This window comes from Streptomyces sp. NPDC006643 (assembly GCF_042870175.1).
Taxonomy (GTDB): Bacteria; Actinomycetota; Actinomycetes; order Streptomycetales; family Streptomycetaceae; genus Streptomyces.
Genome location: NZ_JBIAHA010000003.1, coordinates 49,025 through 62,964, shown reverse-complemented (window position 1 = coordinate 62,964; position 13,940 = coordinate 49,025). Strand labels below are relative to the sequence as shown.

Below are 13,940 nucleotides of genomic sequence, written 5' to 3'. Positions count from 1 at the left end.
ACATCCGAATTCGTGGGATTCTCATCGTATGACGCCAATCGCGGAGGTGGAGGGGCGACGGATCGCCCTCAGCAATCTGGACAAGGTCCTCTATCCGGCCACCGGGACCACCAAGGGCGAGCTGCTGCACTACTGCGCGACCTCGGCCGGCGCCCTGCTCGCCCATCTGGCGGGCCGCCCCGTCTCCTTCCTCCGCTACCCGGACGGCCCGGACGGCCAGCGCTTCTTCACCAAGAATCCGCCGCCGGGAGCGCCCTCCTGGGTGCGTACGGCGGCGGTGCCGCGTTCGGCGGGCCAGATCGCCAAACAGGTGCTGGTGGAGGATCTGGCGACGCTGATGTGGGCGGCGAACCTGGTGGTGGAGTTCCACACCCCGCAGTGGCAGGTCGACAACCCGGCCCGCGCCGACCGCATCGTCTTCGACCTGGACCCCGGCGAGCCCGCCACCGTGGTGGAGTGCTGCGTGGCGGCGCTCTGGCTGCGCGAGAGGCTGGCGGCGGACGGGCTGAGCGCGTACGCCAAGACATCCGGTTCGAAGGGCCTGCATCTGCTCGTACCGCTGGAGCCGACCCCTTCGCCCGAGGTCTCCGCGTACGCCAAGTCGCTCGCCGTCGAGGCCGAGGCCGAGCTGCCACGGCTCGTGGTCCACCGGATGACCCGGGCGCTGCGCCCCGGCAAGGTCTTCGTCGATCACAGCCAGAACTCGGCGGCGAAGACGACGGCGGCGCCGTACACGGTGCGGGCGCGGCCGGAACCGACCGTCTCCACCCCGGTGTCCTGGGAAGAGGTCGCGGATTGCGCGGCGCCGGAGGACCTGGTCTTCCGGGTCGGCGACATCGCGGGGCGGCTGGAGCGGTACGGGGACCTCCTCGGCCCGCTCATCAATCTCAACCGGGCGGGCCGCCTGCCCTGACAGCCGACGTCGGCGGCAGGCACCATGGAGGCACGCCAGTCATGAGCGTGATGGGGCGCCGTGAAGCGTCATGAGCAGAGAAGGAACCACGCATGATCATCTTCGGCACCAAGGGCTACATCTACCAGCTGGCGATACTGACGCTCGTCTGCGGCCAGTGCGGCAATCCGTCGGCGCACACGCTGCGCAAGCGCGTCTCCAAGTTCACCCTCTTCTTCGTGCCGCTGTTCCCGTACTCGACGAAGCACTACACGCAGTGCACGTTCTGCGGTGTGGAGCACCAGGTGCCGAACGAGCAGGCCGAGCAGCTGCTCGCGCAGAGCGCGACGCAGGCCCAGCAGGGTGTCGGCCAGCAGCACGGCGCCAACCCGTTCGCGCAGGGCGGTCAGGGCGCGCAGGGTGGCCAGGGCGGTCAGCCGGGCGGCGGGAACCCGTTCAGCCAGGGCGGCCAGGGTCAGCAGCCGGGCCAGGGCGGCAACCCGTACCAGCGCTGACGACGGCGCCGGGGCACGGGCGACGCAGAGTTACGGTTGCGGACAGAATGTGACGAAACTAGGGTAAATCGGGCGAGGGTCGAGCAGTTCTCCGTCGGCTTCCCGCCCCCTTCCCGAACATCAGGAGTCACGCATGTCCCAGCGCCCCCTGCGTTCCTCTGCCCCGCGCCTCCGGGGTTCCTTCGGCCCGTACGCCGCCGCCCTCGCCGTCGCCGTCGCGGCCCTCACCGCGACCCCCGCGCTGGCGGCGGTACCGACCCCGCCGCCCGTCAGCTGGAACGGCCACGTCGACACCCCCACCGAAGGCCCGGCGCCCGTCGATGTCACCGACACCAACGGCGCCACCGAGGCCGGCGGAACCGCCGGGAACGAGACCGCCGCCGAGAACGAGACCGCGGCCACCTCCGCCCCCCGCGAGTACAAGGGGCGCGTCATCGCCAGGAGCGGGCTCCTGCTGCGCGACAAGCCCACCCGCGGCAGCCGGGTCATCGGCAGCGCCGCGTACGGCCAGATCGTGCACATCTTCTGCAAGACGCCGGGCGACAACGTGAACGGCAACAACCGCTGGTACCTCTTCACGGACGGCACCTGGGCCTGGGGCTCGGCCGCGTACATCGAGAACATCGGCCAGGCGCCCCGCTGGTGCTGACCCCGCGCACGGCCTGACCTCACACATGGCCTGATCTCACACATGGCCTGACCTCACGCGTGGCCCGACCTCGCGCACGGGCTGACCCGACATGCTTTATGTCTTTACATAAGCGGACATAAGGCATGTCGGGTTGCTACGTTGCGCTCCATGACCGCAACGACGGCGGACTCGCCCCCGCCCGAACTACGCCTCCGCAAGCGGCGCGGAGTCGAGCTCTCGCTCCTCGTGTGCGCCGTCCTCATCTCCGTGCTCGGTTATGTCGCCGTCGGCTTCGCCCATGACGACGCCGCCCCGCCGGACGCCCTCGCCCACGGCGCGGGGCTCGGTCTGCTCGCCCTCGTCGCGCATCTCGCGGTCCGGTTCCGCGCCCCGTACGCGGACCCTCTCCTGCTCCCGATCGCGGTCCTGCTCAACGGCATCGGGCTCGTACTGCTGCACCGTCTCGACCTGGCGACGCCCGGTGATCGGGACGCTCCCGCGCAGCTCGTCTGGTCGACGTTCGGTGTGGCGCTGTTCATCGCCGTCGTCGTGCTGCTGCGCGACCACCGGGTGCTCCAGCGGTACGCGTATCTGTCGGTGGTCGCCGCGCTGCTGCTGATGACCGTGCCGATCTTCTTCCCCGCCGTGAACGGCGCCCGGATCTGGATCCGGATCGACGAACTCTCCTTCCAGCCGGGTGAGTTCGCCAAGATCCTGCTCGCCGTCTTCTTCGCCGCCTACCTCGCGGCCAACCACAGCGCCCTCGCCTACACCGGCCGCCGGATCTGGAGACTCCAGCTGCCCACCGGCCGGGTGCTGGGCCCCATCGTCGCGATCTGGCTGCTCAGCGTCCTGGTCCTGGTCCTGGAGCGCGATCTCGGCACATCGCTGCTGTTCTTCGGGCTCTTCGTGATCCTGCTGTACGTGGCCACGGGCCGCACCGGCTGGATCGCCGTCGGGCTGCTGCTGGCCGGCGTCGGCGCGGTGGCCGTCGGCTGGCTCGAACCGCATGTGCACAGCCGGGTGCAGGACTGGCTCGACCCGTTCGCGTCCATCGACGCCGGCCGGGGCCCCGGCCAACTGGCCCAGTCCCTCTTCGCGTTCGCGGCGGGCGGCATGTTCGGTACGGGGCTGGGGCTCGGCCGGTCCGTACTCATCGGCTTCGCCGCCAAGTCCGACTTCATCCTCGCCACGGCGGGCGAGGAGCTGGGGCTGATCGGGCTGACGGCGATCTTCCTGCTGTACGCGCTGCTCGTGGCCCGTGGCTACCGCACCGGGCTCGCGCTGCTCGACCCGTTCGGGCGGCTGCTCGCGGTCGGTCTGGCGTCGATCGTGGCGCTCCAGGTGTTCGTGATCGCGGGCGGGGTGACGGGGCTGATCCCGCTCACCGGCATGGCGATGCCGTTCCTGGCGCAGGGCGGTTCGTCGGTCGTGACGAACTGGGTCATCGTGGCGCTGCTGATCCGGCTCAGCGACTCGGCGCGCAGGCCGCGCCCGGAGACGGTGGAGACGGGCGTGATCGCGCCGACGGTGGTGACGGTGCGGCCGACGGACCGCGGACCGTCCGCGCCGGAGTCCACGCCGGACTCCGCGCCGGACTCCGCGCCGGAGTCCTCACCGGAGTCCTCGCCGGGGGGCGGCGAGCGATGATCAGCCATATCCGTCTCGCCGCCGCGTTCTGTCTGCTGCTCCTGGTCGCGCTCCTCGTCAACGCGGCCCGGATCCAGGTCATCCAGGCCGGCTCCCTCGACGACAACCCGGCCAACCGCCGTAAGACCATCGACCGTTACGAGCAGCCGCGCGGACAGATCCTTGTCGACGGCAGACCGGTGACCGGCTCCAAGGACACCGGCCAGCAGCTGCGCCACGAACGCACCTACCGCCAGGGCCCGTTGTACGCCCCGGTGACCGGCTACGCCTCCCAGACGTACGGCACCACCCTGCTGGAGAACGCCGAGGACGGCATCCTGTCCGGCACCGACCCGATGCTGGCCCCGCTGCCGTTCTGGAACGACGTCACCCGCGCCCACGAGCCGGGCGGCAAGGTCGTCACGACCGTCAAGTCGGCCTTGCAGCGCGCCGCTTACACCGGACTCGCCGGCCGACGCGGCGCGGTCGCCGCGATCGAGCCGTCGTCCGGCAGGATCCTCGCGCTGGTCAGCAGCCCGTCGTACGACCCCGGAGAGCTGTCGGGCACGGGCAGGGTGGTGGCCGACGCGTGGCGGCGGTACAACGGCGCGTACGCCCAGCCGATGCTCAACCGGGCCATCCGGCAGACGTATCCGCCCGGTTCGGCCTTCAAGATCGTGACGGCCGCCGCCGCGCTGGACGCCGGGGTGGTCGATGACGTGGACGAGCCGACGGGTGTCCCCGAGCCGTACGTCCTGCCGGGCACCCGCACCACGCTGCCGAACGACGCGCGGGGCTGCGACAAGGAGTCGCTGGCGTACGCCATCAAATGGTCCTGCAATTCGGTGCTGGCCGGGCTGGGGGTGCGGGTGGGGCTCGACCGGATGGTGGAGGCGGTGGGCCGATTCGGCTTCAACGACCGGACGTTGCGGATCCCGTCGGGTGTCGCGCCGTCCAACTTCGACCGGCGGATGAGCGAGGACCAGCTCGCGCTCTCCTCGATCGGCCAGTTCGACACGACGGCGACGCCGCTCCAGATGGCGATGGTCGCGGCGGCCGTCGCGAACGGCGGCGATCTCAAGTACCCGTATCTGGTGGAGCGGACGCTCGCCGCCGACGGCGATGTCGTCTCCCGTACGGGCGAGCACACCTACCAGCAGGCGATGAGCCCGTCGACGGCGTACCGGCTGCGGCAGTTGATGGTGGACGTCGTGGAGACCGGTACCGGGATGAGCGCCGGGATCGACGGCGCGACGGTGGGCGGGAAGACGGGGACGGCGCAGCACGGGGTGGGCAACTCCGGTACGCCGTACGCCTGGTTCATCTCCTGGGCGCAGGCGGAGGGCACGGGGCGGCCCGCGGTGGCGGTGGCCGTGGTGGTGGAGGACGCGGAGGCGGTGCGGGACGACATCAGCGGGGGCGGGGACGCGGCGCCGATCGCACGGGCGGTGATGGAGGCGGCGCTGCGGCGCTAGGCGGTGTCCTGTCGATCGGGCCGGTCCGGAGAGTCAGAGGGCTTGCAGGCCCGCCTGGACGTCGTCGAAGTTCATCACCGGCGCGAAGGTCACCTTGGCGTCGAGGTCCTGGAAGAACGGCTCGGCGACGCTCGGGATGTCGGAGGCGTCCTTGAGGTCGAAGACGATGTACGCGGTGCGCAGCCCCTCCTCGCTCCCGAAGTACGCGGCCTCCGGCTTGATCCGGTCGAACACCGACTTCATGGTGGCGGGCAGCGTCCGATCCGTGATCGCCTTGTTCGCCTTCGCGGTGTCCATCCGGACCGTCAGCAGCACCCTCATCGTTATCCCGCCTCTCAGCAGCGCTCCGGCACACCCGTGCCGCCCGCCAAGCGTGGGCGCGGCGTGCGGGGGCGGCAACCGGGGAAGGGCATCGGAGTGACGCACTGGTGGTCGGTGGACGAGGCACTGAGACGGATCGACCGGCTCGACCCGCAGTTGTGCGCCTTCGTCGAGGTGTGGCACGCGCGGGCGCTGGAGCGGGCGCGCACGGTGGACGGTCAACTGCCGCTGGCCGGGCTGCCGTTCGGGGTGAAGGGCCCGGCGGGTATCCGTTCGTACGCGGCGCGGCGGCTGGTCGCGGCCGGGGCGGTGCCGGTCGGTTCGACGGCGGTGCCGGGGCCGGGGACGTACTGGCAGACCTGGGGGCTGGGCGCCCACGGCCGTACGGTCAATCCCTACCGCGCCGACCGCACGCCCGGTGGTTCGTCGGCGGGTTCGGCGGTGGCCGTCGCGGCGGGGCTGGTGCCGCTGGCGACGGGCAGCGACGGGGCGGGGTCGGTGCGGATCCCGGCGGCGTGGTGCGGGGTGTTCGGTCTGAAGACGACGAAGGGGCTGCTGCCGTCGCCGGACCGGACGGGGCTGGCGACGGCGGGGGTGCTGACGCGGCGGGCGGCGGACGCGTGGAGCTGGCTGCGGTGGGTGCTGACGGAGTACGAGGAGCCGCCCCCCGTGGAGGCGCCGGTGCTCGCCGCGTACTCGCCGGATCTCGGTTTCGCGCGCACCGATCCGGCGGTGGAGAGGGTGGTACGGGGCGCGGTGGACCGGTTGGTGGCGGCCGGGGTGGTGCGGCTCGGCCGTGCCCCGGAGCTGTCGCTGCTGGACCCGTGCGAGGCATGGCTGGCGATACGCGGCGGTGACCCGGCGGCGGGCGCAGCCGTACGCGAGGAGAACGACCGGCGGCTCGACGCGTACTTCGCGCGTACGCCGCTGCTGCTCACCCCGGTGACGCCGAACCGCCCGCACGGCCATGAGGGGCCGGGGCCGGATGTCTACTCGACCGCGCTGACCTGGGCGTTCAATCTGAGCGGCCATCCGGCGGCGAGTCTGCCGGCCGGTTTCACGCCGGACGGCTGCCCGGTGGGGCTCCAACTGGTCGCGGAGCGGGGGGCCGACGTCTCACTGCTGGAATTCGCGCGGACCGCCGAGAACGTTCTGCCGGTCGTGCGCCCCGCGCCTCACGCGCTGTCCCGCCCCTCATCCATTATGGACCGCCGGGGGCCCGGATTCCTTCCTCCCGGCGGATGATCTTGAGCCTCCGCGCCGCCCCTACCGTTGAGCCATGCCACTTCACCTTCACGACCACGGCGGCGAAGGCCCGCCCATACTGTTGCTGCACGGCGCCGGGCGTTCGCTCGCCGACTGGGACGCCGCCGTACCCCTGCTCACCCCGTACCACCGGGTCCTCGCGGCCGATCTCCCGGCGCACGGCACCTCCGGCGTCGGCGCCGACGAGCCCTGGACCTTCGACTCGGCGGTCGCCGTGATCGAGGAGACGCTGCGCGCGTACGACATGCCCGACGCGTTCCTGGTCGGCCACTCACTGGGCGGCATGCTCGCCGCCGTCTACGCCGACCGGCATCCCGGGGTGACACCGGGCGTGGTGGATCTCGACGGCGTGTGGTGGGACCCCGCCGAGTCCTACGAGGGCGAGGAACGCGCGAGCCGGGAGCGCATGGACGAGATGACACGGGCGGGCGGCGGTCAGGTGGCGCCGCCCGAGTATGTGGAACAACAGGTCGCGTACGCGGGCCTGTTCGGCATTCCGGCCGCTCGGGCGGAGGCGTCGGCACGGGCCTCCGCCCGTGAACTCCCCGACGGCCGCTGGCAGATGCTGCCGCAGCGGGAGCGGTGGCTGGAGGTGCTCGACGCCCTGGACGGGCTGGACCTGTTCGCGACGCTGCGCCGTCTGACGTGTCCGCTGCTGGTGGTCGTGGGGCGCAGGAAGCAGCCGCCGACGCCTGGAATGGAGTGGTTCGAGAAACTGACGGCCACTCATATGCGCCGCAAGGAAGCGGAGTTGGCCGCGCTGGTGCGTGACCGGCCGACGGCCCGGACGGTGGACGTGGACGCGACGCACGCGATGCTGCTGGAGGAGCCGGAGGCGGTGACGCGGGCGGTGCTGGCGTTCACGCGACCGGTATAGACCCGCCGGCCGCCGCGTCGTCCTCGGCTCCCTCGGCTCCCTGGGCTCCCTGGGCTCCCTGGGCGATGGCGTCCTCGACCTCGGCGACCCTGGCCCGCTCCTCGGTGGCGAACCTTTCGCGGTCGAGCTGTTCGGCGATCTCCTCGTCCTGCGACATGAGGAGATCGAGGCTGGAGTCGCCGAGGTCGAAGACGCCCATGTCCAGATACGCCTTCTGGAGCCGTGTCCCCCACAGCCCGATGTCCTTGACGCACGGCACGATGCGGCTGAAGAGCAACTTGCGGAAGAGGTGCAGGAATTCGGACCGCTCGGACAGCTCGTCGGCCTCGGCCCGGGGCACGCCGAAGTTCTCCAGGACCTCGACGCCGCGCAGCCGGTCGCGCATCAGATAGCAGCCCTCGATGACGAACTCCTCGCGTTCGCGCAGTTCGGCGTCGGAGAGCTGCCGGTAGTAGTCGCGCAGGGCCATCCGCCCGAAGGCCACATGGCGGGCCTCGTCCTGCATGACGTACGCCAGGATCTGTTTGGGCAGCGGCTTGTTCGTGGTGTCCCGGATCATGCCGAAGGCGGCGAGGGCGAGCCCTTCGATGAGGACCTGCATGCCGAGGTAGGGGATGTCCCAGCGGGAGTCGCGCAGGGTGTCCCCGAGCAGCCCCTGGAGGCTGTCGTTGACCGGGTAGAGCATCCCGACCTTCTCGTGCAGGAACCGCCCGTAGATCTCGGCGTGCCGCGCCTCGTCCATGGTCTGGGTGGCGGAGTACAGCTTCGCGTCGAGGTCCGGTACGGACTCGACGATCCGCGCGGCGCACACCATCGCGCCCTGCTCGCCGTGCAGGAACTGGCTGAACTGCCAGGACGCGTAGTGCCGGCGCAGCTCCGCCTTGTCCTTCGCGGTCATCTTCGCCCAGTGGCGGGAGCCGTACAGGGTCAGGGCCTCGTCGGGGGCGCCGAGCGGGTCGTACGGGTCGACCTCCAGGTCCCAGTCGATGCGCCGGGAGCTGTCCCACTGCTTGTCCTTGCCCTTCTGGTAGAGGGCGAGGAGGCGTTCGCGGCCGTCGTCGTAGTCCCACTGGAAGCGGGCGGCGCCGGTGGCGGGGACGGCCCAGACCGGCCGGTCGGGGGCGTGGACGTAGAGATCACGGCTCGACACTGGCGGCTCCTTCGCCTCAACCCCGTATGAACCATGGACATTTGGCAGGTTCACACGCTGCTAGACGTCGAGTCAACAAGTGGCGCGGAGGGGATTGACGGGAGCTGCTGACAGGAAGTCTCATAAGAGGGTCGAGCCCCGTACCCCCGGTAACACGAGGTGTCTCAGCCATGACGACAGCACACGAACTCCCCTCGTCCGCTTCCGAGCCGCACGGCATCCAGCTCCTCCACGACGCGCTGGGCCCACTGCGGGACCGCGAGCAGGTGGCGCGGCGGCTGCTCGAAGCCTCGGCGAAGCACTCCTTCGACCCGGACAAGGACCTCGACTGGGACGCCCCGCCGGAGGACGGCAAGTGGTACTGGCCGCCGGAGCTGGTCTCCCTCTACGACACCCCGCTGTGGCACCGGATGTCCGAGGAACAGCGGATGGACCTGGCCCGGCACGAGGCCGCGTCACTCGCCTCGCTCGGCATCTGGTTCGAGATCATCCTGATGCAGCTACTGGTCAGGCACATCTACGACAAGTCGGTGACCAGCGACCACGTCCGCTACGCGCTCACCGAGATCGCGGACGAGTGCCGCCACTCGATGATGTTCGCCCGCATGATCCAGAAGGGCGGCGCCCCCGCGTACCCCGTCCCCCGCGTCTACCACAACGTGGCGCGCCTGCTGAAGACGGTCTCCACGACACCGGGTTCCTTCGCCGCGACGCTCCTGGGCGAGGAGATCCTGGACTGGATGCAGCGCCTGACATTCCCGGACGAGCGGGTCCAGCCGCTGGTGCGCGGCGTGACGCGCATTCATGTGGTGGAGGAGGCGCGCCATGTCCGGTACGCCCGCGAGGAGTTGCGCCGCCAGATGGTCACGGCCCCCCGCTGGGAGCGGGAACTGACCCGCCTCACGGCGGGCGAGGCGGCGCGCGTCTTCTCGGTCTGCTTCGTCAACCCCCAGGTCTACGACAACGTGGGCCTGAACCGCCGCGAAGCCATCGCCCAGGTCCGCGCGAGCGCCCACCGCCGAGAGGTGATGCAGTCGGGCGCCAAACGCCTGACGGACTTCCTGGACGACATCGGGGTGATGCGCGGAACGGGGCGGCGGCTGTGGAAGGCGTCGGGACTGCTGGCCTGAGGGGGCCGGCCCCCGGCGGGGGCCGCGGCTCAGCTCCTCGCCCGGCGGCGCAGGACCAGCGTCGTGCCCGCCGCCGCGAGCGTCACCAGCGCCGCCCCCGTCGCGATCTTCGGGGCGTCCATGTCCGTGATGCTGCCGCCGAGGCCACCGGTGGTGCCGCCCGACGGGGTCGTGCCGACCGTGAACGTGAACGTCGACGGGCCGCCGTTCGGGCAGGCGATGTTGATCGAGTGGGAGCCCGTACGGGCGTCGCGGCGAATGGTGGCCGTGCCGCGGTAGGTGCCCGTCGTCGCGCCCTTGGTGAGGGTGACCGAACCGGTGAACGCTCCTGAGGAGGCCGTCACCGAGCCGGCCTGGCAGCCGCCGTTGAGGGAGATCGTGACCGACGAGCCGGCGGGCGCCGGGCTCGGGCTGACCGTGAGGGTCGGCCGGCCGCCGGTGCCGCCGGCGTGGGCCGTCGTCGCACCCGCGCCCAGGACCAGGGAGGACAGGGCTGCGGTGGCGAGGATGCGAGCAACGCGCATGGTGAATCTCCGCTTCCTTGGCGCGGTGCGGGCGTCCGGCGCCCGCTCGGGAAACCGAGCCGTGGCCTTCATGAAAGGCAGACGCACCGTCAAGCGGCGCGCCGAGACAGCCGTCCCCGTTCCCTCGGACGGACCAGTACCGATCGTTAAGCCGCTGGTCGTGGCGGCGGGCCGGCGGCGGGACGGCGGAGGCGGGGCCGTACGCCGCGGGGGTGACCGGCGACCACGGCCGGCCGGGCGCTGCGCGACACTGGCGGCGTGAGAAGCGAAGAGACCGTCTTTGTCGGTGGGCCGCTCGACGGTCGCGTACTGCCCGTGCTGACCGGAACGACCGGGCACCCGCCCAAGTGGTACGAGGTCCCCGTGCCGGACGACGCCGGCGGGCCGCCCACCGTGTTCACCTACCGGCGCGCCCCCGCCGGGTACAGCAAGCGGCTCGGGCTCCAGCGCGGCTGGAAGTACGAGTACGTCCCCGGGGGTCGTGAGCGGCGCGCCCTCAAGTGGCCCTGGTCCAAGCCCGACCGGGGATGAGCGGACGCGCCGACGGGCGGATGGGCAGACGAGCGGACGGGCAGGCGAGCGGACGCCCGTGGCCGTCACCCATGGCGCCGCGGGCGGGATTTGTCGGGCACCCCCTAGCGGTGTCTTGTCGATCAGGCCGGATCAGGGAGCGCCCGCCGCGCAGCGGTTGATGTCACGTTGGTGCGTGCGATCGCAAGGCGGAGGAGGGAGACAACGCGGCGAGTGTGTGCCAGGCACGGCGAGCCCGGCAAGATCGGCACGAAACCCCCTAGGATCGACCAGCCGGAGACGACCTCCCGGCAGAGCCACCAGGGGGCATTCTCGTGATGGAACCGCTACAGCACGACGACCCGCGTCTTGTCGGTCCCTACACCGTGCTGGCGCGGTACCGGGAGTCGGCGAGCGCCGTGCGGTATCTGGCGTACGGCGCGAACGGCGCCGCCGCTGTCGTCGCGGTGGCCCGCCCCGCACTCGCCGCGCTGCCCGCCTTCCGACGCCGCTTCCAGGCCGAGGCCCGCGCCGCCGAGAGGCTGGCCGGGGGCTGGGTGCAGCCGCTGCTCGACTCCCGTACGGACGCGGCCGGTCAGGACATGCTCTGGACCGCGACCGCCTACGTCCCCGCGCTCACCCTCGGTGAGGCCGTCGCCTCCGCCGGACCGCTGCCCGAGCGTTCGCTGCGGATACTGGGCGCCGCGCTCGCCGAGACGCTGTCGCGGGTCCACGCGACCGGGGCGGTCCTGCACGGGCTCGCCCCCGACACCGTGACGCTCGCCGCCGACGGGCCGCGCCTGACCGCCTTCGGGGCGCTGGGCGCGGCGGCGTCGGCGGAGGCCGCCGAGGACGGGCGGCTGTCCGTACGGCTCGGGTATCTCACCCCGGAGCAGTTGGAGGGCGAGGAGCCGGGGCCGCCCGCCGACATCTTCGTGCTGGGGCTGCTGCTCGCGTACGCCGCCACCGGTACGACCCCGCTCGCCGACGGGCCGCCCGACGCGGCGGCCGACCGTATCGCGCACGGGACGGCCGAACTCGACGGTGTGCCGGAGGAGTTGCGGCCGATCGTCGCGCGCTGTCTGGCGAAGGAGCCGGGCGAGCGGCCGACGGCCGGTGCCGTCGCGGCGGAACTGGCCCTGGAGGGCGCCGCCGCGGCGGCGGGCGCCGCGCCGGACGGCTGGCTGCCCGCCGCGCTGTCGGCGTCGATCGCCGAACAGGCCGCCCGAGTTGACGCCCTGCACCGTCCGATGGACGGCACGGCCGAGGGGCCCGCCGACGCCGTTCCCGGTGAGCCCGACACCCGTACGACGCGTATCGGCCGGCCCCGTGCCGCGCCCGGCGACCGGCCGACCACCGCCCTCTCGGTGCCGCACGCCAGGCCCGAGCCGACGGCGTTCCCGCTGCCTCCGGCCGCCGCCCCGGTGCCGCAGCAGATCCAGCCCCTCCCGGCCGGACCGTCCGCACTGTCCACACCGGCCGGGCCGCCCGCGCTGCCGCCCGCGGCCGGCGCCCCGTCGGGCGCGCCCACCGCGTCCGGCTCGGGCCGGTTCGCCGCTCTCGGGCAGCCGCTCGGGCGGCGCGCGCTCCTCACCGGGATCGTCGCCGGTGCCGCCGGGCTGGTCATCGGCGGCGGAGGCGTACTCGCGCTGGCCGACGACGACGAACCGTCCGACGACACCGACGGCAAGCCCGGCAACGACACCCCGAAGGGCCTGACCGGACTGCCGCCCGCGGCCCTGTGGGCGTACGAGCACAAGCCGGCCGCGGACGAGACCCTGAACGCCGCCGTCATCGGTGGCCGCACCCTCGTCGTCACGACGGACTCGGGCGCCACCGGTGTCGACGTCCGCACCGGCAAGCGGCTCTGGCGCAACGCCGACGCCGCCGCGCTCCACCCGGCGCTGCCCGCGCCCGGCGGCCTCGCCTTCGTCGCGGGGACGAGCGGTCTGCTCTGGATCTCCACCGCGACCGGCAAGGTCGAGCACCGTGTGGCGTACGCGGACGGCTTCGCGGACGCGCCAGGCCTGACCGTCGCGGGCGTCACCGGGACCGCTGACGGCCAGGTCTGGTTCACCGGGGCGCACAGCACGGGCACGGGGAAGGCGGCCGAGGTCAGCACGTACCTCTTCGCCTTCGATCTGACGACCCGTAAGGAGCTGTGGCGCGCCACGGTCTCCAACGGCCGCGCCCCGTTGACGCCCGTGTACCAGCTGATCGCGGTACGGGAGGCGGACATCGTGGTCCGTCAGGACGCCAAGTCGCTGCTGCCCGCCCAGGTCAGGACGGGCAAGGGCAGATCGGTGTACCACTGCTTCAGCCGCGCCGACGGCGAGCGGGCCTGGTCGAAGTCGTTCGGCGCCGTGCCGCCCACGGGCGGGTCGGTCGGCGACGCGAAGGGCCGGCTGTTCGCCGCCGCGGCGGACCAGTTGTACGCGTACGACACCGCCGACGCGAAGCAGCTGTGGCGCAGGGCGGGCGCGCCCAGGGTGGCGGGCCAGAACTCGTTCGCCTTCGGCACCGGGACGCTGGCCGGCTCCACGCTGTACGTTGCGAACCGCGCCCAGGAGGTGTACGCGGTCGACCCGGAGTCCGGCGACGAGCGCTGGAAGGGCACGACGGAGGGCCCGGCCTGGAACGGTGTCCCCCGGATCTCGCTGAGCGCGAGCGGCCGGACGGTGCTCGCGGCGGACGGGCTTCAGGTGACGGCGTTCGCGGCGACGGACGGCAGACGGCTCTGGAAGTTCCAGAACGCCGGCGGGCCCGCCCCCTCCCCCGCCGCCGACGGCGCGGCCGTGGCCCCGCCCGTCTATCAGCCGCTGATGGCGGGGAAGTCCGCGGTGATCCGGCGCGGGGGCACTTTCTACGCGCTGCCGGTGGACTGAGCGCCAGCTCCGACCCTGTCGACCGCGCCGCGGGCGCCGCTCGCGCCGCCGGTGCCGCAAACCGCCACGCCGGGGGCCGCGACATCGGCCCCGCGGGGGTGGTGGCGTGCCGCCATCTCGCCCAATTGTGCGGTA

General features: G+C 72.3%; 13 protein-coding genes. 10 read left to right on the top strand and 3 right to left on the bottom strand.

The genetic code is table 11. From position 1 onward, the window contains the following. Window positions 1–28: 28 nt before the first annotated feature. From ligD to ACFYNU_RS05240, 5 genes are all read left to right on the top strand, one after another. Window positions 29–913, top strand: coding sequence for a non-homologous end-joining DNA ligase (gene ligD / locus ACFYNU_RS05260; RefSeq protein ID WP_356586495.1), 885 nt, complete (start codon window positions 29–31; stop codon window positions 911–913). A 92-nt stretch (window positions 914–1,005) separates the two neighbouring features. Further along, window positions 1,006–1,407, top strand: a complete 402-nt coding sequence (locus tag ACFYNU_RS05255; protein WP_356586493.1) for a zinc-ribbon domain-containing protein — start codon at window positions 1,006–1,008, stop codon at window positions 1,405–1,407. A gap of 133 nt (window positions 1,408–1,540) precedes the next feature. After that, entirely contained in the window at window positions 1,541–2,056 is a 516-nt protein-coding gene (locus ACFYNU_RS05250) for an SH3 domain-containing protein (RefSeq protein ID WP_356586491.1), read from the top strand. A gap of 150 nt (window positions 2,057–2,206) precedes the next feature. Beyond that, window positions 2,207–3,688 carry an FtsW/RodA/SpoVE family cell cycle protein gene (locus ACFYNU_RS05245; RefSeq protein WP_356586489.1) on the top strand — a complete coding sequence of 494 codons (1,482 nt, stop codon included), beginning with the start codon at window positions 2,207–2,209 and terminating at the stop codon, window positions 3,686–3,688. Continuing rightward, window positions 3,685–5,142 carry a penicillin-binding transpeptidase domain-containing protein gene (locus ACFYNU_RS05240; RefSeq protein WP_356586487.1) on the top strand — a complete coding sequence of 486 codons (1,458 nt, stop codon included), beginning with the start codon at window positions 3,685–3,687 and terminating at the stop codon, window positions 5,140–5,142. The genes ACFYNU_RS05245 and ACFYNU_RS05240 overlap by 4 nt, the downstream gene beginning before the upstream one ends. Window positions 5,143–5,175: 33 nt before the next feature. On the opposite strand, the gene ACFYNU_RS05235 is transcribed toward ACFYNU_RS05240, so the two are convergent. After that, window positions 5,176–5,463: a hypothetical protein gene (locus ACFYNU_RS05235; RefSeq protein WP_356586485.1), complete on the bottom strand. Its 288-nt coding sequence runs from the start codon at window positions 5,461–5,463 to the stop codon at window positions 5,176–5,178. A gap of 96 nt (window positions 5,464–5,559) precedes the next feature. On the opposite strand from ACFYNU_RS05235, the gene ACFYNU_RS05230 reads away from it, so the two are divergent. Together ACFYNU_RS05230 and ACFYNU_RS05225 are read left to right on the top strand one after the other, a co-directional pair. Beyond that, window positions 5,560–6,708, top strand: coding sequence for an amidase family protein (locus ACFYNU_RS05230; RefSeq protein ID WP_356586483.1), 1,149 nt, complete (start codon window positions 5,560–5,562; stop codon window positions 6,706–6,708). A 34-nt stretch (window positions 6,709–6,742) separates the two neighbouring features. After that, complete coding sequence (locus ACFYNU_RS05225) at window positions 6,743–7,606, top strand: alpha/beta hydrolase (RefSeq protein ID WP_356586481.1); 864 nt, start codon at window positions 6,743–6,745, stop codon at window positions 7,604–7,606. Here the strand turns inward: ACFYNU_RS05225 and ACFYNU_RS05220 are convergent. Continuing rightward, window positions 7,590–8,756: a ferritin-like domain-containing protein gene (locus ACFYNU_RS05220; protein ID WP_356586479.1), complete on the bottom strand. Its 1,167-nt coding sequence runs from the start codon at window positions 8,754–8,756 to the stop codon at window positions 7,590–7,592. The two genes, ACFYNU_RS05225 and ACFYNU_RS05220, sit on opposite strands and share 17 nt — an antisense overlap. 170 nt (window positions 8,757–8,926) lie before the next feature. Here ACFYNU_RS05220 and ACFYNU_RS05215 point away from each other — a divergent pair, with 170 nt between their 5' ends. Next, complete coding sequence (locus ACFYNU_RS05215) at window positions 8,927–9,886, top strand: diiron oxygenase (protein ID WP_356586477.1); 960 nt, start codon at window positions 8,927–8,929, stop codon at window positions 9,884–9,886. Between the two features lie 29 nt (window positions 9,887–9,915). On the opposite strand, the gene ACFYNU_RS05210 is transcribed toward ACFYNU_RS05215, so the two are convergent. Further along, the gene (locus ACFYNU_RS05210) at window positions 9,916–10,410 is read right to left on the bottom strand and encodes a hypothetical protein (RefSeq protein ID WP_356586475.1); all 495 of its coding nucleotides are present in this window, start codon (window positions 10,408–10,410) and stop codon (window positions 9,916–9,918) included. A gap of 258 nt (window positions 10,411–10,668) precedes the next feature. Between ACFYNU_RS05210 and ACFYNU_RS05205 the strand changes: the two genes are divergently transcribed. Both ACFYNU_RS05205 and ACFYNU_RS05200 read left to right on the top strand, forming a co-directional pair. Continuing rightward, on the top strand, window positions 10,669–10,941 hold the full coding sequence (locus tag ACFYNU_RS05205; RefSeq protein ID WP_356586473.1) for a hypothetical protein: 273 nt from the start codon (window positions 10,669–10,671) through the stop codon (window positions 10,939–10,941). Window positions 10,942–11,258: 317 nt separating this feature from the next. Further along, the gene (locus tag ACFYNU_RS05200; RefSeq protein WP_356586471.1) at window positions 11,259–13,805 is read left to right on the top strand and encodes a PQQ-binding-like beta-propeller repeat protein; all 2,547 of its coding nucleotides are present in this window, start codon (window positions 11,259–11,261) and stop codon (window positions 13,803–13,805) included. The last annotated feature ends 135 nt before the right edge of the window (window positions 13,806–13,940 follow it).